Origin of the sequence: Plesiocystis pacifica SIR-1 (assembly GCF_000170895.1) — a bacterium.
Lineage (GTDB): Bacteria > Myxococcota_A > Polyangia > Nannocystales > Nannocystaceae > Plesiocystis > Plesiocystis pacifica.
Genome location: NZ_ABCS01000005.1, coordinates 68,906 through 89,169, shown reverse-complemented (window position 1 = coordinate 89,169; position 20,264 = coordinate 68,906). Strand labels below are relative to the sequence as shown.

The 20,264-nt window shown below is 70.5% G+C and carries 18 protein-coding genes; 8 read left to right on the top strand and 10 right to left on the bottom strand.

All coding sequences use genetic code 11. From position 1 onward, the window contains the following. Positions 1–22 precede the first annotated feature (22 nt). Together PPSIR1_RS04020 and PPSIR1_RS04015 are read left to right on the top strand one after the other, a co-directional pair. Positions 23–1,123 carry a sensor histidine kinase gene (locus PPSIR1_RS04020; protein WP_198154448.1) on the top strand — a complete coding sequence of 367 codons (1,101 nt, stop codon included), beginning with the start codon at positions 23–25 and terminating at the stop codon, positions 1,121–1,123. Beyond that, positions 1,120–1,827 carry a response regulator gene (locus PPSIR1_RS04015; RefSeq protein ID WP_006969706.1) on the top strand — a complete coding sequence of 236 codons (708 nt, stop codon included), beginning with the start codon at positions 1,120–1,122 and terminating at the stop codon, positions 1,825–1,827. Before PPSIR1_RS04020 ends, PPSIR1_RS04015 begins: the two co-directional genes overlap by 4 nt. A gap of 255 nt (positions 1,828–2,082) precedes the next feature. On the opposite strand, the gene PPSIR1_RS04010 is transcribed toward PPSIR1_RS04015, so the two are convergent. The 3 genes from PPSIR1_RS04010 to PPSIR1_RS04000 all read right to left on the bottom strand — a co-directional run bounded on the left by PPSIR1_RS04010 (position 2,083) and on the right by PPSIR1_RS04000 (position 5,002). After that, complete coding sequence (locus tag PPSIR1_RS04010; RefSeq protein ID WP_006969705.1) at positions 2,083–2,496, bottom strand: hypothetical protein; 414 nt, start codon at positions 2,494–2,496, stop codon at positions 2,083–2,085. A gap of 2 nt (positions 2,497–2,498) precedes the next feature. Further along, complete coding sequence (locus PPSIR1_RS04005) at positions 2,499–3,389, bottom strand: hypothetical protein (RefSeq protein ID WP_157595176.1); 891 nt, start codon at positions 3,387–3,389, stop codon at positions 2,499–2,501. A 131-nt stretch (positions 3,390–3,520) separates the two neighbouring features. Continuing rightward, positions 3,521–5,002, bottom strand: coding sequence for a hypothetical protein (locus PPSIR1_RS04000; protein WP_045115335.1), 1,482 nt, complete (start codon positions 5,000–5,002; stop codon positions 3,521–3,523). 129 nt (positions 5,003–5,131) lie between these two features. Here PPSIR1_RS04000 and PPSIR1_RS03995 point away from each other — a divergent pair, with 129 nt between their 5' ends. Next, positions 5,132–6,274 carry an LbetaH domain-containing protein gene (locus PPSIR1_RS03995; RefSeq protein WP_006969703.1) on the top strand — a complete coding sequence of 381 codons (1,143 nt, stop codon included), beginning with the start codon at positions 5,132–5,134 and terminating at the stop codon, positions 6,272–6,274. Between the two features lie 4 nt (positions 6,275–6,278). Here the strand turns inward: PPSIR1_RS03995 and PPSIR1_RS03990 are convergent, their stop codons facing one another. Next, the gene (locus PPSIR1_RS03990) at positions 6,279–6,941 is read right to left on the bottom strand and encodes a hypothetical protein (RefSeq protein WP_157595175.1); all 663 of its coding nucleotides are present in this window, start codon (positions 6,939–6,941) and stop codon (positions 6,279–6,281) included. Between the two features lie 201 nt (positions 6,942–7,142). Between PPSIR1_RS03990 and PPSIR1_RS03985 the strand changes: the two genes are divergently transcribed. After that, positions 7,143–7,481, top strand: coding sequence for a hypothetical protein (locus tag PPSIR1_RS03985; protein WP_157595174.1), 339 nt, complete (start codon positions 7,143–7,145; stop codon positions 7,479–7,481). Here the strand turns inward: PPSIR1_RS03985 and PPSIR1_RS03980 are convergent. The 3 genes from PPSIR1_RS03980 to PPSIR1_RS03970 form a co-directional block, all read right to left on the bottom strand. After that, entirely contained in the window at positions 7,475–7,918 is a 444-nt protein-coding gene (locus PPSIR1_RS03980; RefSeq protein WP_006969700.1) for a hypothetical protein, read from the bottom strand. The genes PPSIR1_RS03985 and PPSIR1_RS03980 overlap by 7 nt on opposite strands. Positions 7,919–8,103: 185 nt before the next feature. Continuing rightward, a complete protein-coding gene (locus PPSIR1_RS03975; protein WP_157595173.1) occupies positions 8,104–8,475 on the bottom strand; it encodes a VOC family protein in 372 nt (123 codons plus the stop codon). Positions 8,476–8,863: 388 nt separating this feature from the next. Further along, the gene (locus tag PPSIR1_RS03970; protein ID WP_157595172.1) at positions 8,864–10,003 is read right to left on the bottom strand and encodes a hypothetical protein; all 1,140 of its coding nucleotides are present in this window, start codon (positions 10,001–10,003) and stop codon (positions 8,864–8,866) included. A 121-nt stretch (positions 10,004–10,124) separates the two neighbouring features. Between PPSIR1_RS03970 and PPSIR1_RS03965 the strand changes: the two genes are divergently transcribed. Beyond that, positions 10,125–11,009, top strand: a complete 885-nt coding sequence (locus PPSIR1_RS03965) for a hypothetical protein (RefSeq protein WP_157595171.1) — start codon at positions 10,125–10,127, stop codon at positions 11,007–11,009. Between the two features lie 187 nt (positions 11,010–11,196). Here the strand turns inward: PPSIR1_RS03965 and PPSIR1_RS03960 are convergent, their stop codons facing one another. Continuing rightward, a complete protein-coding gene (locus tag PPSIR1_RS03960) occupies positions 11,197–12,216 on the bottom strand; it encodes a ribulose phosphate epimerase (RefSeq protein WP_232296428.1) in 1,020 nt (339 codons plus the stop codon). A 313-nt stretch (positions 12,217–12,529) separates the two neighbouring features. Between PPSIR1_RS03960 and PPSIR1_RS03955 the strand changes: the two genes are divergently transcribed. The 3 genes from PPSIR1_RS03955 (at position 12,530) to PPSIR1_RS03945 (ending at position 16,813) form a co-directional block, all read left to right on the top strand. Beyond that, on the top strand, positions 12,530–13,078 hold the full coding sequence (locus PPSIR1_RS03955; RefSeq protein WP_006969695.1) for a hypothetical protein: 549 nt from the start codon (positions 12,530–12,532) through the stop codon (positions 13,076–13,078). 250 nt (positions 13,079–13,328) lie between these two features. Further along, a complete protein-coding gene (locus tag PPSIR1_RS03950; protein ID WP_006969694.1) occupies positions 13,329–15,923 on the top strand; it encodes a tetratricopeptide repeat protein in 2,595 nt (864 codons plus the stop codon). 47 nt (positions 15,924–15,970) lie between these two features. Next, positions 15,971–16,813 carry an SDR family NAD(P)-dependent oxidoreductase gene (locus tag PPSIR1_RS03945; protein WP_006969693.1) on the top strand — a complete coding sequence of 281 codons (843 nt, stop codon included), beginning with the start codon at positions 15,971–15,973 and terminating at the stop codon, positions 16,811–16,813. Positions 16,814–17,419: 606 nt separating this feature from the next. On the opposite strand, the gene PPSIR1_RS03940 is transcribed toward PPSIR1_RS03945, so the two are convergent. Both PPSIR1_RS03940 and PPSIR1_RS03935 read right to left on the bottom strand, forming a co-directional pair. After that, the gene (locus PPSIR1_RS03940) at positions 17,420–17,833 is read right to left on the bottom strand and encodes a hypothetical protein (protein ID WP_006969692.1); all 414 of its coding nucleotides are present in this window, start codon (positions 17,831–17,833) and stop codon (positions 17,420–17,422) included. Positions 17,834–18,127: 294 nt separating this feature from the next. Next, positions 18,128–20,203, bottom strand: coding sequence for a RecQ family ATP-dependent DNA helicase (locus PPSIR1_RS03935; RefSeq protein ID WP_006969691.1), 2,076 nt, complete (start codon positions 20,201–20,203; stop codon positions 18,128–18,130). Positions 20,204–20,264: the final 61 nt, after the last annotated feature.

Genomic DNA, 20,264 nt, shown 5'->3' with positions numbered 1-20,264 from the left:
GCCGCCAAGCTCACGTGTTCGGGTGCTCGAGTATGGGTTCGCTCTGTGCGTGGTCGCGCTGACCTGCGCCCTCGTCGGGGTGCTGGGGGGGCTGCTCGAGCTGACCCCGACCGACCGGGTGATGATCCACCTGCTCGGCGTGGTGGTCGTCGCGTACTGGGCGCGGCTGGGGCCTTCGCTGCTCGCCGCCCTCGCCAGCGTCGCCGCCTTCGACTTTTTCTTCGTCGAGCCCATCCACACCTTCAGCGTCGACGAGGCCCACTACCGCGTCACCTTCGTGGTCATGGCCGGCGTCGGCATGTCCTTTAGCTGGCTGAGCGCCCGGCTGCGCGAGCAGGTCCAGCTGGCGCAGACGCGAGAGCAGCAAGCCGCCGCGCTCGCCCAGGCCCAGCGCGAGGCCGAGCTCGAGGCCGAGCGCGAGCGCCTGCGGGCCTCCTTGCTCGCGTCGGTCAGCCACGATCTGCGCACGCCGCTGGGGGCGATCCTCGGGGCCGTGACGACCCTCGAAGAGGGCGGCGAGCGCATCGACCCCGAGACCCAGTCTCAGCTGCTCGCGGCGATCCACGACCAGGCCGAGCTCCTGGCCAGGCAGCTTCGCAACCTGCTCGAGATGACCCGCTTCGAGGGCGGCGGGCTCGAGCTCCAGCGCGAGCTCGCCGCCGTGGAAGAGCCCATAGGCGTGGTCCTGGGCGCGCTCCAGCACCGCCTGGGCGATCGCCAGGTCGACGTGCAAAACCCCGTCGAGCCGCTCTACGCCCGCTTCGACCCCGTGGCCGTCGAGCTCGTGCTCAGCAACTTGCTGGAGAACGCCCTGCGCCACGGCGAGGGCACCATCGAGATCCGGGTCGAGGCCGGCGGCGATCGGGAGGTCGAGATCCGCGTGCTCGACCGGGGCCCCGGCCTGCCCCCGGGGGGCCCCGAGCGGTTGTTTGAAAAGTTCGTCCGGGGGTCCAAGGCGAGCACGGGCGGGGGCGTCGGCCTGGGCCTGGCGATCGTTGCGCTGCTCGTCCGCGAGAGCGGCGGTCGGGTGTGGGCGCGGACGCGCAGCGACGGCCCCGGCGCCGAGTTTGGGTTCAGCCTGCCGCGCTCGTTCGCGCCAGAGATTCCGGAGGCCGAAGCGTGAGTGTCCAGCCCGCCGCAGAGATCCTCGTCGCCGAGGACGAGCCGCAGATGCGCCGCTTTTTCCGGGCGCTGATCCGCAGCCACGACTACCGCTTGCTCGAGGCGGGCACCGGGCGCGAGGCCCTGGCCCTGGCCAGCAGCCACCGCCCCGACCTGCTGATCCTCGACCTGGGCCTCCCGGACCGCGACGGCCTCGAGCTGCTCGTCGAGCTGCGCGCGTGGACCAGCATGCCGATCATCGTGGTCTCGGCCCGGGGCAGCGAGCTCGACAAGGTCCGGGCCCTCGACCTGGGCGCCGACGACTACCTGACCAAGCCCTTCGGCTCCCACGAGCTGCTCGCCCGGGTGCGCGTGGCCCTGCGCCAGGCCGCGCGAGTCGGCGCCGGCTCGGAGCAGCCGCTGTTCGAGGTCGGCGAGCTGAGCGTCGACTTGGCCCGGCGCAAGGTCGAGCTCGGCGGACAGGCCGTGCGCCTGACCCCGACGGAGTACAAGCTGCTCAGCACGATGATCGCCCACGCGGGCAAGGTGCTCACGCACCGCCAGCTGCTCAGCGAGGTCTGGGGTCCCGCGCAGGCCAGCAACACCCAGTATCTGCGGGTCTACATGGCCCAGCTGCGCCGCAAGCTCGAGGCCGACCCGGCGCGGCCGAGCTTGCTCAAGACGGAGATTGGCGTGGGCTATCGCCTGGAGGCGCCGGTGGGTTGAGCTGACTCGAGCTCAGATCAGCCATCACCGAAGTCGAGGCTTCGGCCTACCAAGGATGAAACAGCCCCCCGCGGACTACCGAGCGGTCAGTTTCGTATCAGATCAGAGACTGTGAACGAATCCACGCCCCCGCGAGCGGGGGCGGCCCAATGCTCTGTCCAAGGCACGAACTCCATTGCCCCGCGACCAGAGCGGAGGAGCGGACAGCGACGAAGCGTCCCCGGTTCGAATGCCCCTGTGGGGGCAAAACAGGGCTCAGCGGTCCGCGTGGACCTCGACGGTCATCGAGTCGATCCGCCGCGGGATCGACAGCACCCCGCGCGAGACCAGCTGCTCGCCGTCGCGGATCTCGAGCTCGTGCTTGCCCGGCTTGATCGCCATGCCGGCCTTGGGCAGGTAGCGGCCGTCGACGAAGGCGCTGCCGCGGCCGTCGAGGATGACCACGGCCAGCTCGACGTCCTTTTGCTTCTTTTGCTTCTTGGCTTCCTTGCGCCGGTTCTTCTTGCTCAGCTTGGCGTCGACCTTGTAGCTGCCGGACTTCTCGTCGCTGCTGCTGTAGAGGCAGACCTGCTCGCCGCAGTCCGGGCCGGCGCTCGAGGCCGGCGGCGGGGGGACGAGGAAGCCGAGGGTGGAGAGGGCGAAGATGAAGGATGCGCGGATGACGAGCATGATCAGAAGCTCCCCGAGAGTTGCAGGCCGCCGCCTTGGGCGGAGAAGTAGCCGCCGACCTGGACCGAGGCCGAGGCGTCGGGTCCGGCTTGCTTGCGCTTTTTGACGCCCAGGGCGACGAGGGTGGCCCCGGCGATGAGGCCGACGCCGCCGACGATGCCGCCGACGAGGGCGAGGTTGTTGGCCCGGCTGCCCGCGGCGTCGAGCTCACTGAGGCGATCGATCTCGGCCGGGAGGTCGAGGCTCTCGGCCTCGGCCTGGGCCGCGTTGCCCTGGGCCAGACCGACCCCGACGATCGCAACGCCGCCGACGCCCAGGGCCAGGGCCGCCGAGCCGCCGATGATCATCCCTGTGCCGGGCTTCATCGGCCCGCGCTTTTTCTTTTCGTCCTCGCCCGCGGCCGCGAGCGCGGCCTGACGCGCGGCCTCTTCCTCGGCGGCCTTGCGGCGCTCCTCTTCGATGGCGGCGATCAAGGCCTCGATGCTCTGGATCGACTCCTTGCTCTCGGCGACCAGACCCACGGCTCGGTCGCGCTCGACCGGTCGCCAGTCGCTGTTCTTGTAGTTGCGCTCGTCGGCGAGGTAGGCCGCGATGTCGTTGGCCGTCTGGGCCAGGGGCAGGGCCCGGATCGCCAGGTCCAGGTCGCGGGTCGTGTCGGCCTCGAGGCGCAGGGCCTCGGCCGCGCGCAGGAACAGCTCGGGGTCGCCGAGCTCCTCCGCCGCCTCCTCCATGGCGTCGGGGTCCGTGGTGTCCACGGCGGACCGAGCCTCGGCGGCCTGCTCGGGGGTGAGGCGCTTGGCCGAGGCCACGCCGGGCGCGAGCAAGCAGGTGAGCGCCAGGCTCAGGCCCAGCGCGGAGGCCAGACCGGTTGCGAGGGGTGAGGAAGTTCGCACGCCCCCAGCATAGGCGTTTCCCGGTGACTTACGTTTGATGTCATGGCCGTGGGAACGACCACGGCTTTCACATCAACGCGGACAGCGCGGGGGTCTCAACCGTACATCGGGTGAGCGCCGCGGCTGATCGTTCATTCAATGCATCCAGTGCCCAGCTCTGGGGGCACGTTTACGGTCACCGTGCGATCCCAGGTCAGCAGGTCGCCGTCGGCGGTCTCGAGCTCGGCGTGGAGCTCGGCGGGGAGCTCGTCGATGTCGCAGGGGTTGGCGAGCTCGTCGGGGATGAAGATGGTGACGTAGATGAACTCGTAGGTTCCGTCGTCGAGGATCTCGAAGGGGATGGGGTAGTTGGCGATGCGCGAGAAGTGCCCGCCGAAGCCGATGTTGAAGCCCTCGATGTCGACGTGCATGTCGAGGATGGGCACGTCCGGGTGGGTGTAGTCTTTGGGGTCCGGGGGCAGGGTGAAGCCGCCGGCGCGCATCGGCATGGGGAACATCAGCAGGCCCTGCCCGCCGAGCACCATCTCGAGGCGGTCGCCGTCGTTGACCTCGCTCCACCCGAACTCGCCCTGGCCGAGGCTGAAGTAGGCGTCGCCCGAGCCCCCGCTGCCGCTCCCGCTGCCCTCGCCGCTGCCCCCTTCGTAGGTGCCGAAGCGGGGCTCGGAGGGGTCGCAGGCCGCGAGCGTGGAGCAGGCCACGCAGGCGACGGCGAGGGTGAAGAGGGCGCGGGCGCGACCGGTCCCAGGGAGCCAAGCCATGCCTGAATTTGGCCAAGGGCGCCCGGCTGCGCAAGTCGGCAACACACACGCCGGAAAATTGATCGAAACGTGGGGCTGAGGTGACACCCCCCGTGGAGCGCTCACCAAGACGGATCGCCCGAGGGCGGCAGCGCCCGCGGCCCGTCGTCGTCGAGCGCGGCCTCGAGGGCGGCGTAGGGGTCGTCTTCGGGGTCCTCGAGTCCAGGCCCGAGCACCCGGTCGCTGGCGGGGCCGAGGGGCGAGGCCTGCTCGGCCTCGATGAGCGCCGAGGCGGCGCTGCTGCGGGCGTCCTTGATGGGCGGCGACGGTCGCCGTCATCGACGCGATGCCCAGGGCGCCGAGGCCCACCGTGCCCGCGAGCAAGGTCCAGCCGATCAGCCCGGGGAGCACGAGGCCCGCGGCGGCGAACAGCGCCATGGTCGAGCCGAAGCCCATGACCATGAGCGCCCGGCGGTTGCGCATGGGCGTGGGGTCGATGTCCACGCGGACCAGCGAGCCCTCGCCGCCGTCGGTGTCGGCCTGCAGCCGATAGACGAGGCCGGCGTCCTCGTCGTAGATGTCCGCCTCGCGCCCGCCCTGCATGTGTCCGCGAAAGCCCAGGCGCTGTTCGAGCTTGTCCTTGACCACGCGGATGGCCTGCTCGGGGGCGTAGGGCAGGCTCGTCTCGGCGTGGTCGACGGTCCGGCCCCGGGGCGAGGGCGGGAGCAGGCCGGTCTCGGCGGCGTCTTCGTAGGGGACCAGCGCGCCCGAGTTGGGGTCTTGCCCGCGCTGTTGCATGGCCTCGCGCAGCTCCATCGGAGAGATGCCCGCTTCGCGGGCGGCCTGCTCGATCTCGCGGTCCGAGAGCTCGGTCATGGGCGACCAACCTAGCACGGCGACCCCCTCGACTGACGGGGTCCGGCGGGCCTGGTCGACGCTCTGGGTACCTCGCTGCTCGGACGCGAGCCGCCCGAAGCCCTATGCGCGCCGTGTTATGCGTGAGCCGTGAGCGCTCCCCAAGCCGCCTCCTCGCTCGACGCCCTCGAAGGCCGCCTGACCAAGCTGCGCGAGGGCGGGGTCACCGTCGTCGATCCGCGCCAGACCTACCTCGGCCCCGAGGTCGAGCTCGGGCGCATCCACCCCGGCGTCGTGCTGCACCCGGGCACGCGGCTGACGGGGGCCCGGACCTACCTCGGGCCCAAGGCGGAGATCGGCCGGGAGGGGCCGGCGGTGCTCGTCGACGCCGTGATCGGGCCCGGGGCCAAGGTCGCCAGCGGCTACGTCGAGGGCGCGGTGCTCCTCGACGGGGCCAAGCTCGGCGCCAACGTGCACGCCCGCCCGGGGACCTTGCTCGAGGAGGAGGCGTCCACGGCCCACGCCGTCGGCCTCAAGCAGACGATCCTGCTGAGCTTCGTGACCCTCGGCAGCGTGATCAATTTTTGCGACTGCCTCATGGCCGGGGGGACCTCGCGCAAGGACCACTCCGAGGTCGGCTCGGGCTTCATCCACTTCAACTTCACCCCCTGGGGCGAGCGCGGCGATAAGGCCACGCCCTCGCTCATCGGCGACGTGCCCCGGGGCGTGTTCCTGCGCGAGCCGAGGATCTTTCTGGGCGGGCTCGCGGGCATCGTCGGGCCGACCAAGATCGGCTTCGGGGCCATCGCCGCCGCCGGCCAGATCGTCCGCCGCTCCCTCGACGACCGCGCCTTCGTGCTCCGGGCCATCAAGCCCTTCGAGCGGACCGTGCGGCCCAACTTCCGCGACCGCCTGCAGCCGCGCCTGGGCATGAACGTCGACTACATCACCCAGCTCGTGGCCCTGCGCGAGTGGTATCGGGGCGCCCGCTTGCCCCGGCTGAGCGCCGAGGATCCGCGCCGGGTCCCCGTCGAGGCGGGGCTGGAGCTCCTCGACGGCGCCATCGCGGAGCGCCAAAAGCAGCTCGGGCGCTTCGTCGACGAGCGCGGCGGGCAGCGGCCAGGCTTCGAGCTGGACCCGGCGCGCCTGCCTCCGTGCCCCTTCAGCCTCGGCGCCGACGATGGCGAGGGCCACGTCGAGTGGGTCCAGGCCCTCTCCGAGGCCGAGGTCGAGGCCGGCCAGGCGTGGCTCCGAGCCGTCGTCGAGGCCGCCGCGCGGGCGGCCGCGAGCTGAGCGTTCAGCTCGGGCAGGGCGCGTCGCCGCACACCAGGCTCAGCCCGTCCGGGCACAGCGTCGGCTCCCCGGCGGCGCAGCTGTCGAAGCGGCAGCCCTGGCCGCCCGCGTCGCCGGTCGGGCAGGTCAGCACGCAGCTCGAGCCCTCCCCACAGTTGACGCCGCAGTTGTGGTCCGAGCAGGTGAACGCGCACGCGGAGTTGGGTCCGCAGGTGCAGCTGCCGTTGGCGCAGGTCCCGTCGCAGCTCGGGTTGTCGCCGACGCAGTCGACGTGGCAGGGCCCCGCGTCGCAGCCAAAGGCGCAGCTGCTGCCGAGCTCGCAGGTGCAGTTGCCGTTGGCGCAGTCGCCCACGCAGTCCGAGCCGGGCTCGCACTCGACGTGGCAGGGCGGGGCGTCGCACTCGAACTCGCAGTTGCTCCCGGGCCCGCAGGTGCAGTCCCCGTTGGCGCACGAGCCCTCGCACTCGGGGTTGTCGCCCTCGCACTCGACGTGGCAGGGCGGGGCGTCGCACTCGAACTCGCAGCTCGCCCCCGGGGGGCACACGCACGCGCCGTTGCTGCAGTCCGCGGTGACGCAGCCGACGACGATCCCGACCGCGAATGCGAGCAGGCCGAGGGCGAGGGCTTGCAACCAGCGGGGTGTTTGAGCGGGGAGTGAGCGTCCCATGGGCGCGAGTTTGCCAGACCTCGTGCGTGACGTGCATCGGGCTGCTAGACCGGCGCCATGGAAGCGATCGTGATCGAGATTCGCGCCGCCGAAGGTGGCGCGGACGCCAAGCTCCTCGTCCGCGCTCCAGGGGCACTCCCCTTCGCTTGAACCACCAGTATCGTCCCTGTCGCGGGTGCGCGCGGCTGCTATGCTGCGTTCATGAGCTCCGTGACCGTCATTGGTGGACGGGAGCGCGGATCGGGATCCGCGACCGTGTTCTCGAGCGGGCTGTCGACCAGCCCCACCGTCGTCGAGGGAGGCTCGAGCGACGGGCGCTTTGACCGAGAGGTCAACGAGGACGCCGACGCCGACGCTCGCGAGGGCTTCGTCGTGCAAGAGCAGAGCTTCGAGGGCCCACGCTTTAGCCGCTGCGTTCGGACCTGGCTCCCCGGCGAGGGTGGCGACGAGGACTGCGACGAGGACGAGAAGAAGCGCCGCCGCCGTCGCCGTCGCCGCCGTGGTCGGGGCCGCAACCGCGGCCGCGGTCGCGGTCACTGAGCGGGAGCGCGCCGAAAGCCGGCGACGGCCAGGGCGCCAAAGGCCGCGGCGTAGACGAGGCCGACGACGGTGAACAGCACGGTCGCGTCGCCCTCGTAGAGGCCCGTGCCAAAGCGAGAGTCCGAGGTGCTGAGGTCGCGCAGGGCGAGCAGGATGCTGGTCACGCAAAACACCGATGCGACCTGCGCCTGGGCTCGGCGCTCGCGCGTGACGAGGCCGAACAGCACCATCAGCGCGCCGATGTAGATCATCAGCTGGTAGAAGAACGAGAAGAAGTCGACGAGCACGGGCTCGGACGCGAGCTCGTGGGATACGCCAAAGCCCTCGAGGAAGGCCGGGCCTTGGATCAGCGCCGAGCTCGCCATCAGCACGTAGACCAGGCCGAGGACGATGAAGGTGGGTTTGAAGGCTCGCAGCCCGGTCTCAGGTTCGGTCATCGTTCATCGCTCCCGCGAGGGACTTTGCCACGGCGACTTCAGGGGCACTCGAACGGAGCGGCTGCGGCCGCGATCCTGAGGTGGATGGAGCGCCTGGATCTTGGGCCCGCGCCCGCGGGAGCGTCCTCGCCAAAGGTTCGAGCACGCGCTGATGGTGGCGGGTGACGAGGGGGTCCCAGCGCGACCTAGTTCGGTGGCGCCTGGACCTCTTCGACGAACATCACCTGATTGCCGTCGGGATCCGGCAAGGTGATGATCTTGACGACCCCGTAGTCCTGAATGTCACCGACCTCGAAGCCAGCGTCGCGACAAGCTTTTTGCTGGGCGCTGACGTCGGGAACCGTCACCACGACGCTCGTGTGGCCGGCGGCCTCCGGGTTGAGCCCGACCTGCAGCCAGGCCGCCCCCGCGAGCTTCCACTCGGCGACTCCCTCTGCGGGCACGACGTCAGGGCCACGCCCGAGCCACTTGGTGTACCAACTGACGGAGGCCGCGTGGTCCGTCACGGGGAGCACCGCGACGACCCCCATGAACCGTGGATCTGCCGCGACAGCCATGGCCGTGGCCGTCGCACTCGAGGCGCTCGACTCGTTGCTCGACGCGCTGAGGCTGCCATCAGATTCGGGGTGCTCTGAGCTGGACACCGCTGTGCCGCCGCAAGCAAACAGCCCCGCGGCGCTCAGGAGAACGAGACATCGGATGGTGGACATGCCCCGTAAATACCCAAAATCACTGCTGAATCAAACGGTCTTCGGGGTCACGAAGATCGAGACTTTGAGGCCCGCAAAGCACCGGCCACGCCGACCTGCACGCCCACCCGGGGCAGCATCCTGACCGGCAAACCACGGCTTGTGCACGGGCCTCGACGGGATCGGCAAGCCGTCGCCCAGACGAACGCGCGCACGACCAACGTTGGCAAGTGGCACCAGACGCTTGCGACAACCCCTACAGGTTCGGCCGCATGCGGATGCCGAGGTTGAAGCTGAAGATCGTGTCCAGCTTCGCCTGGCTCGAGCCCGTGACCTGCTGGGCAAAGCCAGCGCCCACGTCCACGCCCACGCCGCCCAGGGGCGCAGGCTTGATGAAGCCGAGACCCGCGCTGACGTAGCCGCGGTCGTCACCCCCGCCCGGGCCGCGCCCGTCCCACCAGCCGCCGACGCGGATCGGGACCGGGCCGGCCACGAACTCGCCGCCTGCGTTGACCGTGACGCGGGTGTGCTTGTCGTCCGACTCCCAGTAGCTAGTGAAGTCGTAGGTCGCGTCGACGTTGAGGCTGAAGTTGGGCGAGCGCAGCGGGAACACGGCGACGCCGTGGCCGACGCTCAGGGGGTAGTCCGAGAGGCGGCGGATGCCCTCGGGGTTGAAGGTGGGCACGACGTCGGTGTCGACGCCCTCGAGCTCGATGGCGCCGTCTTCGGTCCACGCGGGCGGGCGGGCGCCGACGAGGTTGTAGCCGACCACGGCCACGCGCACGTAGTCGAGGAAGTTGATGGCGATCGAGGTGTCGAGGCCGAAGGCGTTGTGCTTGGGGTTGAAGTCCTGGGCGGTGCCGTCCGCGTCGAGGTAGCGGAGGCTGATGTACTGCCACTTGGGCTTGATCCCGATGTACAGCCAGTTGGGCACGGCGGTGACGCTGAGCACCCCGGAGACTTCGTGGCCGAAGTGGACCAGGCTCAGCTGCTGACGCTCGCCGAGGTCGTTGTAGATGAGGTTGGGGTCGCCGCGCAGGAACACGTAGCCGAGGGCGAGGGCGAAGCGCGGGGTGTTGAGCGAGTCCGCGATGAACACGCCCATGCCGTGGGTGCGGCGCTGGACGTCGTACTGATAGATCGGCTCGATCGCGAACTGCTGCCAGTAGCTGATGCCGGCGGGGTTGATGATCGCGGCGTTGGTGCCCCCCGACGAGCCGCGGGTGGCGTTGCCCATGGACAGGTTGCGCGTGCCGTCGATGGCCGGGCTGGCGTGGGCGGTCGCGGCCACTGGTCCGAGGCCGCCGAGGCCCAGGGCTCCGGCAAAGGCCAGGAGGCTCAGGGCGCCCGTCCCCAGGGTCTGCACGGGGAAGCGGCTGGACGTAGTCTCAGGCATGGTCGGCCGCCAGCATACGGACGCGCTCGATCGGCGCAAAAAAACCCCGGGCCGAGCTGTGGGTGGCGGGGCACGCGGGGGCGCTTGGCCGGGGCTGGCGCCATGCTGATAGACTCGCGAGGTGGCGAGTGATGACGGCAAGCGCGATCTATTGAGTCCTCTGGGCGGCCTGAGTGAGTCCGCCAAGGCCAAGCGCAAAGCCGAGGCCGACGCCTTCTCGGCCGGGATGGCGTCCATTGATCTCGAGGCGCTGAGCCTCGCGGATGACCCGGGCCCCACGAACGCGGAGCCGCCCGTCGCATCGAGTGCCGCGCCCAAGCCCAAGCCCAAGCCCAAGCCGGAGCCAGAGCCGGAGCCGGAGCCGGAGCCCAAGGCCGCGCCGCAGTACGAGGTCGAGGACGACCACACGATCCCCGAGAGCATCGACATCACGCCGCCGCTGCTGGCCGGAGCGCCGCCAGCCTCGGGGCTGTCCCTCGAGATCGCCAAAGAGGCCGTCGAGCTCGCGCGGCCCGCCGAGCCAGCCTCGGCAAACCTGGAGCCGGTGCCCGACGACGCCCACCCGCCGGGCAACCGCCGCGTCCCGACCTCGCCGCACCTGGCCCTCGATTCGAGCGCGGGCCCGGGCGTGGCTGCGATGGCGGCCGCGGTCGCGCGCAGCCCCAGCCCCGCGCCCTCCGGTCGCCGCGTGCTCTTTGTCTCGGATCCCCTGACCAACCTGCTCGTCGGCGCCGCGCTGGGTCTGGCCGTGATGATGATCCCGGCCAAGCAGATCGCCGAGCGCTACGAAAAGCAGCACGTCGCCCCGCTGATCACCGACCTCGAGGGCGCCCTCGACCACCCCCTGGGCGTCGAGGCGGGCCTGGTCGAGAAGCCGCGCTCGATCGCCGGGCGCGTCGAGGAGGGCCGCAAGAAGACCCGCAAGCGCTTCTTCGCGGTGTGGATCCTGGTCGGCGCGCCGCTGGGCCTCGGCGCGAGCCAGATCCCCCGCGTGCCCTCCGACTGAGTCGTGGACGTGGGGAGGGCGTGGCGTCGTCCGCGACGGCTAAAATAGACAGGGACTGTGAAAAGTTCACAGTCCCTGAGTCGCGGACGTGGGGCAGGGAGGGCGTGGCGTCGTCCGCGACGGCTAAAATAGACAGGGACTGTGAAAAGTTCACAGTCCCTGGGAGGCTGCCAAGCCTCCATCGAGATCAGGGCAGGATGCAAGCGCCGACGTCGTCGTCGCCCACGGGCGCGTTGCCCTGGAACAGGGCCACGCACTCGGCCTGGGGGTCGCCGCACAGCGGGCAGTCGAGGTCGCAGAACTCGGCGCAGCAGGCCGAGTCGCTGCAGCCGGGGACGACGGAGCCGTCGAGGCACACGAGGCCGGCCTCGCAGTCGTTGATGAAGGAGCAGGGCTCGCCCGCGGGGATGTCCGAGGTCGTCGGCGCGCACGAGAAGGCCACGCCGTCGTAGTAGCAACCGTTGCCCTCGGGGCACATGTCCTGGGTGATCGGGTTGCAGCCCTCGAGGCAGAAGGTGACCGAGCCCTGGTTCGAGATCGAGCAGATCGTGCCCTCGGGGCAGATCGGATTTTGCGGCGTGCCCTCGCAAAAAGCGGTGCAGGTGCCGATGTTGTCGATCATGCCCCAGCACGCGCTCTCGCCGTCGCAGTCGTCGGTGGCGGCCATGATGCCGTCCCAGATGCACTCGTCGCCGACGGCCTTGTCCCCGAGCACGGGGACGCACTTGTTGGCGTTCCACGTCCCGCCGCCCGAGGCATAGGGCACGCACTTCTCGCCGGGGACGCAGTCCTGGACCCAGGGATCGCAGGCCTCGACCACCGGGATGTCCTCCTCGGGGATGAAGGTGCCGCCGTGGGGGTAGTCGGGCTCGTCATCGAGGGGCGGCTCGAGGGCTCCCATCTCGTCGTCGCCGTCGGGGACGCAGGCTCCGTCGTCGGTCTCCTCGGTCGACTCGCTGCTCTCTTCGGCCGACTCGGTGGTCTCCTCGGTGCCAGCGTCGGTGGTCGACTCGCTGCCCATGGACTCGCTCGACTCCTCCTCGCCGGTGGTCGTGTCACCGGTGGACCCCGTCGAGCTGTCGGACTCCTCGTCCTGGCCCGCCTCCTCGCCGACGTCGTCGTCGACGTCCTTGTCCGGGCAGGCCGTGGTCAGCGCGAGCAGCGAAGCCAGCGCGAAGAGGGTGGTTGGAGTACGCAGCGAAGCCATGACGAAAGTCTCGCACATCACGCAGGTCCTCCACTACGGAGACAACTACGAAAGCGATCGTTCACCATAAAAATCACACCTACAGGTTGGGGCTCGGCGGAACGCATGAAGCTGGGAGGAAGGCAAATCCTCCACAGCTGGCCAGGGGGCGTGTCCAGACGTCGAAAAATCGGCCTCGGGCATCGCTGGGCCTAGCCTCTCAACCATGGTGGCCTCGTCCTCGCTCCTCCGTCGCCTCGTCCTCTCGATCGCGCTAGCGGGCGCCTGCACAGGCGCGGCGACCTCCATGGTGGGTTGTGCGGCGAGTGACGGGATGATCGACAAGCTCTACGACTCGACGCGCATCTACAACAGCTCCCTGCGCTGGGGAGACTGGGACCGCGCCGCCGAGTACCTGCCCCAGGCCTGCACGGACGCCTTCCTGGACACCCACATGGCCGTGGACGAGAAGGTGGTGGTCCTCGACTACGAGATGACGCGCATGGAGATCGACAAGGTCAACGGCGTGGCGGTCTCTCAGGTGCAGATCCAGTGGCACACGGACCGCAACCTGGTGGTCCGCTCGACGACCGTCGACCACGTCTGGCAGTGGTACGAGGGTCGCTGGATCCTCGTCGACGAGCGGCGCAGCGGCGGCCGCCCCCTGGCGATCTTCGCGGAGATGGAGGAGGGCGCGCAGCACCCCTATTTGCCCGGGTTGGCGGCCTTCCGTGACGAGTTCGCCATCGGCCTCGACCCCAGTGAAAAGCGCGCGCGAGAAAAAGAACAGCGCGCGGCGGAGAAAGCTCGCGCGGAGCAGGGTCCGACCATCGAGGACCTCGACAGCCTCCCCACCCGCCAAAAACCCGCCAGTTTCAACTGATGGCCCATCTTCGGTGATGGCGCATCCTCCGAAGGGCGTCGCGCGATCGCGCGAAGCCGTGTTCGAGTGTCCCAATTTGCCCCTGTTGTCGGCCCTGTTTCCGAAGTTCCTTCTCGCGTGTCCTCGCCCCGGAAATCTGCGCAGGTGTGCCCCATGCAAGTCGGTCCACGAACCGTTAGGATTCGCATCGACCCGATGAACGACCTCGGCACGCGCGTAGACGAGGCGTCGGAGGGGAGTTGACCCAGTCGTGAACGACTCGCGCAGGCCCATCACGGGGCGGCAAAACCCACTCACGGGACGCCACACGGCGCCCCGCGATCTGATCGGGGACATCCACGCCCAGCAACGGCGCAAGCTGTTCCGTCGGGTGGCCCTGATCGTCGTGTTGATCCTCGCCCTGCTCGCGGTCGGCTTGGCCCTCAAGGTGTTCGCCGATCGTCGCAGCCGCGACGCGTGCCTCGACGACGCGCGCGATGGCTTCGCCCGCGGCACCTCGGCCGAGCTCGACACCGTCGCCGAGCGCCTCGACACCTGCATCGAAGACCACGGCGACGACCCGCAGCTGCTCGGCGCCCGAGCGCTCACGCGGGCGCAGCTGCTGGCGGAGTTTGGCGTCGGCGACGAGGCGGCCCACGCCGCGGTCGCGGCCCTCGACGCGACCACCACGACCCACGACGGAGAGCTCGCCCGGGTGATGATCGCCCTCGACGACGGGGAGCTCGGTCAGGCCCGCGCGGACCTCGAGGCCGCCGCGGCCATGCGCGACCGCCTGAGCATCGGGCCGAACCACGAGGAGTGGATCGCCGGCATGCTCGCCATCGCCGACCCCGAGGCCAACCTCGACGAGGCCATCGACGCGGTGTCCAAGACCGTCGAGGAGGACCCCTCGATCTCCCTGCGCCGGCTGCTGGCGACCTTGCACATGCACGCCGGTGACGGCGACGCGGCCCTCGAAGAGCTCGGCCGCGCCCGCGAGCAGGACCGCACGCACCTCGGCCTGGCCGCCGACGAGGCGCTCTACAACGCGCTGCTGCGCCAGAAGCTCCCGGGCGTCGCCGACGTCGCCGACCAGCTGCTCGGGGACGAGTTCGCGACCAAGCTCGCGCCCCGCGACCGCGCCCACACCCTGCTGGCCCGGGGCGTCGTGCAGATCCAAGACGGCGAGGTCGAGGCCGGCATGCAGGCCGTGTCTCAGGCCTGGGACGAGCTGCCGGGCTGGGACAAGCTCTCGCGCACGCTGGCCCTCGAGATGGCCATGGAGGCCGGCGACGGCGAGCGCGCCCGGCAGTGGATCTCCGAGGCGGGCCTGCGCGCGCCGGAGTCGGAGATCTACGAGGCCTGGGTCAAGCTCGTCGAGGGTGACGTGATGGCGGCGCTGGCCGAGCTGGCCAAGCTGCCCCAGGAGCACCCGCGGGTGGCCCTGCTCCAGGGCCTGGCGCTGGTCGAGCAAGGCCGCTGGGTCGAGGCCAAGCCGTGGCTCGAGCGCGCCGAGAAATTCCTGCCCAAGCGGATTGACGTCGAAGTGGCTCGCGCCCGAGTCGACGCGCAGATCGGCGACGCCGAGGCGGCCCGCCGCAAGCTCGAGGCCCTCGCCGAGGAGGAGCCCTTCGCGCCCCGGGCGTGGACCGGCCTGGGCGAGGCGCACCTGGCCGTCGCCTACTACGAGGTCGAGGGCGAGGGCGTCCGCAAGCCCCGGCCCGAGCCCGACCCCGACGCCCTCAAGGAGGCCCGCCGGGCGTTCAAGTGGGCCGTGCAGCGCGAGCGCCAGCCCGCCGAGGCCTACCTGCAGCTCGCCGAGATCACCGACCGCAAGCGCGGCGACGATCCCAAGCTCGTCGACGAGGTCGTCGAGCTGCTGACCCAGGCCGTCGAGGCCAACGACAACCTGCCCCGCTACGCCGAGCGCCAGGCCCTGTACCTCGCCGAGGTCGGGCGCCACGCCGAGGCCAAGCGCATGCTGGCCAAGGTCAACGAGCGCCCGGGGGTCAGCTTCCGCGTGCCGCTGATGCTCGCCGGCCTCGCCCTCGACGAGGTCGAGTTCGACAAGGTCCTGAGCCTCGACGAGGGCTTCGAGGGCTGGGTCGAGGACGCCGAGAGCCGCCGCGCGCCGGGCCGCGACCTCGACATCATCCGCGCCCGCGCCTTGCTCCTGACCCCCGACGAGCCCGCCAAGGTCAAGGCCGACAAGAGCGCGGAGGCCCGGGACAAGCTGGCCAAGATCGTCGCCGCCGCGCCGACGGACCTCGAGGCCTGGACCTACCTCACCCGCGCGCACATGGAGCTCAAGGACCGCGACGCGGCCCTCGGGGCCGTGCGCCAGGGCATCGAGGCCGTGGGCAAGGAGGACGCCGGGCGGCTGTTCCTCGAGCAGGCCAAGATCTTGTTCCGCGGCGGCAAGAAGCGGGTCGCCGCGACCCAGGCCGGCAAGGGCTGGAACTTCCTGCGCGACCGCCCCGAGGGCGTGTCGACCCTGGTCCTCGCCTGGGCCGCCGAGGAGACCGTCAAGCTGTTCCAGCGCGACGGCCGGGCCAAGCCCGCGCTCACCGTCGCCAAGCAGCTGACCCGGGTCGCGCCCACGCACAGCGACGCCTGGGTGCTCCGGGCCAGCGTCGAGCTGCGCAACAACCGGGGCTCCGACGCCAAGGCGAGCGCCGAGAAGGCCGTCGAGCTCGACCCCAACAACCCGAAGGCGCACGAGCTCCTTGGGCAGCTCTACCTCCGCTTTGGTCGCAAGACCTCGGCGCGGGAGGCCTTCGAGAAGGCCGTCGAGCTGGGCAAGGACACGCCGCAGGCCGAGGACTACAAAAAGAGCCTCGCCAGCCTGGGCGACGAGCCCGAGTAGCTCCCTTTCGAGACAGCCAGCGGCACAGGCCGCCGAGGAGACGAGTCATGGATACGCAGCTCGCAGGATTGACCGTGCTGATCACCGGGGCCTCTGGCGGCATCGGGGAGGCCCTCGCCCACGCCTTCGCCGACGAGGGGGCGTCGCTGGTGTTGCACGCGAACAGCCAGATCGAGCGCCTCGACAACCTGGTGGGCATCGAGGGCTGGGGCACGCGGGCGCTCACGGGGGCGGCGGACCTGCGCGAGGCGGGGGCCCTCGACCCGCTGCTCGAGCAGGCCCGGGAGCGCTTTGGCCGGGTCGACGTGGTCATCGCCAACGCGGGCATCTGGCCGCCGGAGTCCAAGGCCCTCCACGAGCTCGAGGCGGAGCGCATCCGCGAGGTGGTGGAGGTCAACCTGCTGGGGGCGATCTACACCTGCCAGAGCTTCGTGTCGCAGCTGGCTCAGCACGGGCCGCGGGTCGACGGGATCGGGGCCAGCATCTGCTTGATCGGGTCGACGGCGGGGCGCTTTGGGGAGGCGGGGCATCTGCCTTACGCGGTCAGCAAGGCGGGGATGGTCGGGTTGATGCGCAGCCTCAAGAACGAGGTCGTGGAGGTCGATCCTTGGGCGCGGGTGAACCTGGTCGAGCCGGGGTGGACGGTGACGCCGATGGCGGAGGCGGCTCTGGATGCGCCGGGGACGATCGAGCAGGTGTGCGCGACGATGCCGCTGCGGCAGCTGGCGCGGGCGAAGGATATTGCTCGGGCGGTGGTGTTCATGAGTTCGCCGGCGTTGGCTCGGCATGTGAGTGGGGAGGTTTTGACGGTGGCGGGTGGGATGGAGGGGCGGAAGCTCTGGGAGGCGGAGCAGATCGATCCGGAGCTGGTTCGGCAGCGGTTGGAGTAGGTCTCGCGGGTTCGGGGGTTGGTGTTCTGGGCTTGGGTGTTCGGTGGTTGTTGGTGTCCTGGACTTGGATGGTCTCGGGTGCTTGGATGGTCTCGGGTGCTTGGGGGGTGTTGGTGTTCTGGGCTTGGATGGTCTCGGGTGCTCGCCGGTACAGGCGCGAGACGGGGAGACCCCCTCACCGCTCAGACAGGTCCTCGCCGGTGGGGGTTGGGGTGCTTGGAGGTAGGTTGTTGACCGGCTGCGGAACTCGCGGCTGAGGGGGTCTCCCCGTCTGGTTCGCGCCAGCCTTGGCGGGGGTGTTCTCCGTCTCGGACGTGGGGAGGAGGCCGGGTTTGGTGTTCTGGACTTAGACGGTGTCGGGTGCTCGCCGGTACAGGCGCGAGACGGGGAGACCCCCCTCACCGCTCAGACAGGTCCTCGCCGGTGGGGGTTGGGGTGCTTGGAGGTAGGTTGTTGGCCGGCTGCGGAACTCGCGGCTGAGGGGGTCTCCCCGTCTGGTTCGCGCCAGCCTTGGCGGGGGCCTTCTCCGTCTCGGACGTGGGGAGGTCTGTTGTGTCTGTGGCTGGAGGCGTTGTCCGTCGCTATCGGGATGACGGAGGCTGGTGTTCAGCGAGTTGGTGTTGGGGTGCGACGGTAGAGGCGGAGGAAGGGGAGGGCGAGGAGGGCCCAGACGATGAGGAAGCTCGAGAGCTGGGCGGCGAACATGAGGTCGTAGGCCCAGGGGTGGGCGACGGTCAGGACGACGCGGGCGGTCCAGGTGAGGACCAGGAGGGCGAGGAGCTCGCGGGCGACTTGGTCGTGCTCGAGTCGATCTCGGTGGCGGATTACCAGGAGGGAGAGGCCGGCGAGGAGGAGGGAGAAGAAGAAGTTGATCCAGTCGACGGAGACGGTGATGGGCCGGGGGACGTGGGTGAGGTGGTCGTGCCAGCGGTACTGGTAGGGGATGGCGAAGTGCCACAGCCCGGCGAGGGTCGAGAGGGCGAGGCCGAGGAGCAGACAGATGCGATCGACGCGGGCCATGAGCGGATCGCGATCTTGCCTCGGCCTCACGTCGGTGGGGACGGCGAGGGTCGGCAATGGCTGCGGGCTCAGGGACTGTGAAATTCACAGCCCCCTGTCCATTTTAGCTGTCGTGGATGACGCCACGTCTTCCCTGTCCCACGCCCACGACTGTCAACGAATCCACGCCCCCGCTTGCGGGGGCGGCCACGAGCCTTGTCCACGGCACGAACGCCATTGCCCACCAAGCCAAAGCGGAGGAGCGGAGCGACGAAGCGCCGCCGGTCCGAGGCGGCTGTGGGGGCAAAACAGCTCTCAGGCGTTTTCGCGGACGACGGCGAGCAGGCCCTCGCCGTATTTTTCGGACTTGCTGGGGCCGATGCCGTGGGCTTGCTGGAGCTCGATGAGGGTCCGCGGCTTGAGCAGGGCGATCTCGCGGAGGGTGCGGTCGCTGGCGACGACGTAGGGGGGGACGGCGAGGTCGCGGGCGATCTCGAGTCGGTGGCTGCGCAGGGCTTCGAACAGGTCCTGGGCGGCGGCGTCGAGCTCGAGGACGGTCCGTTCGCCGCTGGTCTTGCGCCCAGAGCTAGAGCGCGAGCGCTTTTCTTTCAGCTCCGTCGAGGGCAGGACGATGCGCGCGGGCTGCTTGGCGTGCATGACGGCCTTGCCGTTGTCGGAGAGCAAGACGACGGGGCGATCGCCGGGGGTGTACTCGACCCAGCCGGCGGCGACGCAGCGCTGGAGGACCTTCTTGAGCCAGCGGGCGTCGTGCTCGGCGAGGACGCCGAAGGTCTTGACCTTGTCGAGGCCCGAGCGCTGCAAGCGGGGATCGTCGACGCCGGCGACGAGGTTGACGGCGGCGGACAGGCCGTAGCGTCGGTGGATCCGCGCGACGCCGGACAGGGCCTTGCGGATGATCAGCGTGGTCTCGTCTTCGTCGAACTCGCTCTCGCCGCCGCCCTCGGCCAGGGACTCGCACACGTCGCAGTGCCCGCAGCCCTGGAGCAGCTCGTCCTCGTCGCCGAAGTAGCGGAGGATCGCGTCGTGGCGGCAGCTCCCGCCCTCGGCCCAGCGGATCAGCTCGAGGAACATGGACCACTTGTGCTCGACGACCTGGGGGTCGGGCTGGCGGCCGTCGATGTCGAGCTCGAGCAGGCGGCGGCGCAGGGGCAGGTCCTGGCCGGAGTGGAGCATGAGGCCCCAGGCGGGCTCGCCGTCCCGGCCGGCGCGGCCGACCTCCTGGTAGTAGGCCTCGATGGAGCCGGGCGGGCCCCAGTGGACGACGGCGCGGACGTCTCCGCGGTCGATGCCCATGCCGAAGGCGTTGGTCGCGGCGACGACCTGGAGGGCGCCGGTGGAGAAGGCCCGCAGCACGGTGCGGCGCTGCTCGGGGGACAGGCCGGCGTGGTAGGCCGCGCAGGCCCAGCCGGCCTCGCTGAGGCGCTCGGCCTCTTGCTCGGTCAGCTTGCGCGTGGGGCAGTAGAGGATGGCGGAGCCGCCGTCGGGCTCGGGGCGCTTGGTCGGGGCGCCGAGGGCCTGGCTGAGCATGGCGTCGACGCGGCGCTGACGGTCCCGGGTGCCCCCGGCCTCGGCGGCGGACAGGCGCAGGTTGGGGCGGGCGAAGCCGCGGACGATCTGCTTGGTCTTGGGGCCCAGCGCGAGCTTGGCCATGATCTCGTCGCGGACGACGGGGGTGGCGGTGGCCGTGCACGCGAGCACGCGGGTGTCGGGGGCGTGGCGCAGCTGGGCCCCGAGGAACTCGCCGATCTGCATGTACTCCGGGCGAAAGTCGTGGCCCCACTCGGAGATGCAGTGGGCCTCGTCGATGGCGACCAGGGGGATGCGCATGCGCTGGAGCAGGCCGCGAAAGCCCCCGAAGGTCAGGCGCTCGGGGGCGACGTAGACGAGCTTGTAGGCGCCCTGGCCCATGCCGCGCATGCGCGAGCGGAGCTCGTCGCCGTCGAGGGTGGAGGCGAGGAAGGTGGCCGGGATGCCGCAGCGGTGCAGGCTCTGGACCTGGTCGTGCATCAACGCGATGAGCGGCGAGATGACCAAGGTGGTGCCGGGCAGCAAGATCGCGGGGAGCTGGTAGGTCAGGCTCTTGCCGCCGCCTGTGGGGGCGACGAGCAGCAGGCTGTTGGCCGAGAGCAGGGTCTCGACGGCCTCGCGCTGGCCGGGGCGGAAGGACTCGTGGCCGAAGGTGGCCAGGGCGGCGTCGAGGTCGAGGCTGCCGTCGGCTTTGGGCGCGATCAGGGGGCCCGCGCAGACGCTCGCGGGGGCGCGGGGCAGGGGCTCGTCGCCGAGGAAGGGCGACGCCTCGCCGCCGAGCCGAGCGAGTCCGTCGGACTCGTCGGGCCAGGGGGGGGCCGCGTCGGGGTCGGGCTCGGCCATCGCTCTGGTATCGGCCACCGAGGGGAACCATTGCAAGGCGGTTGCGAGGCGGCGCTTGGCC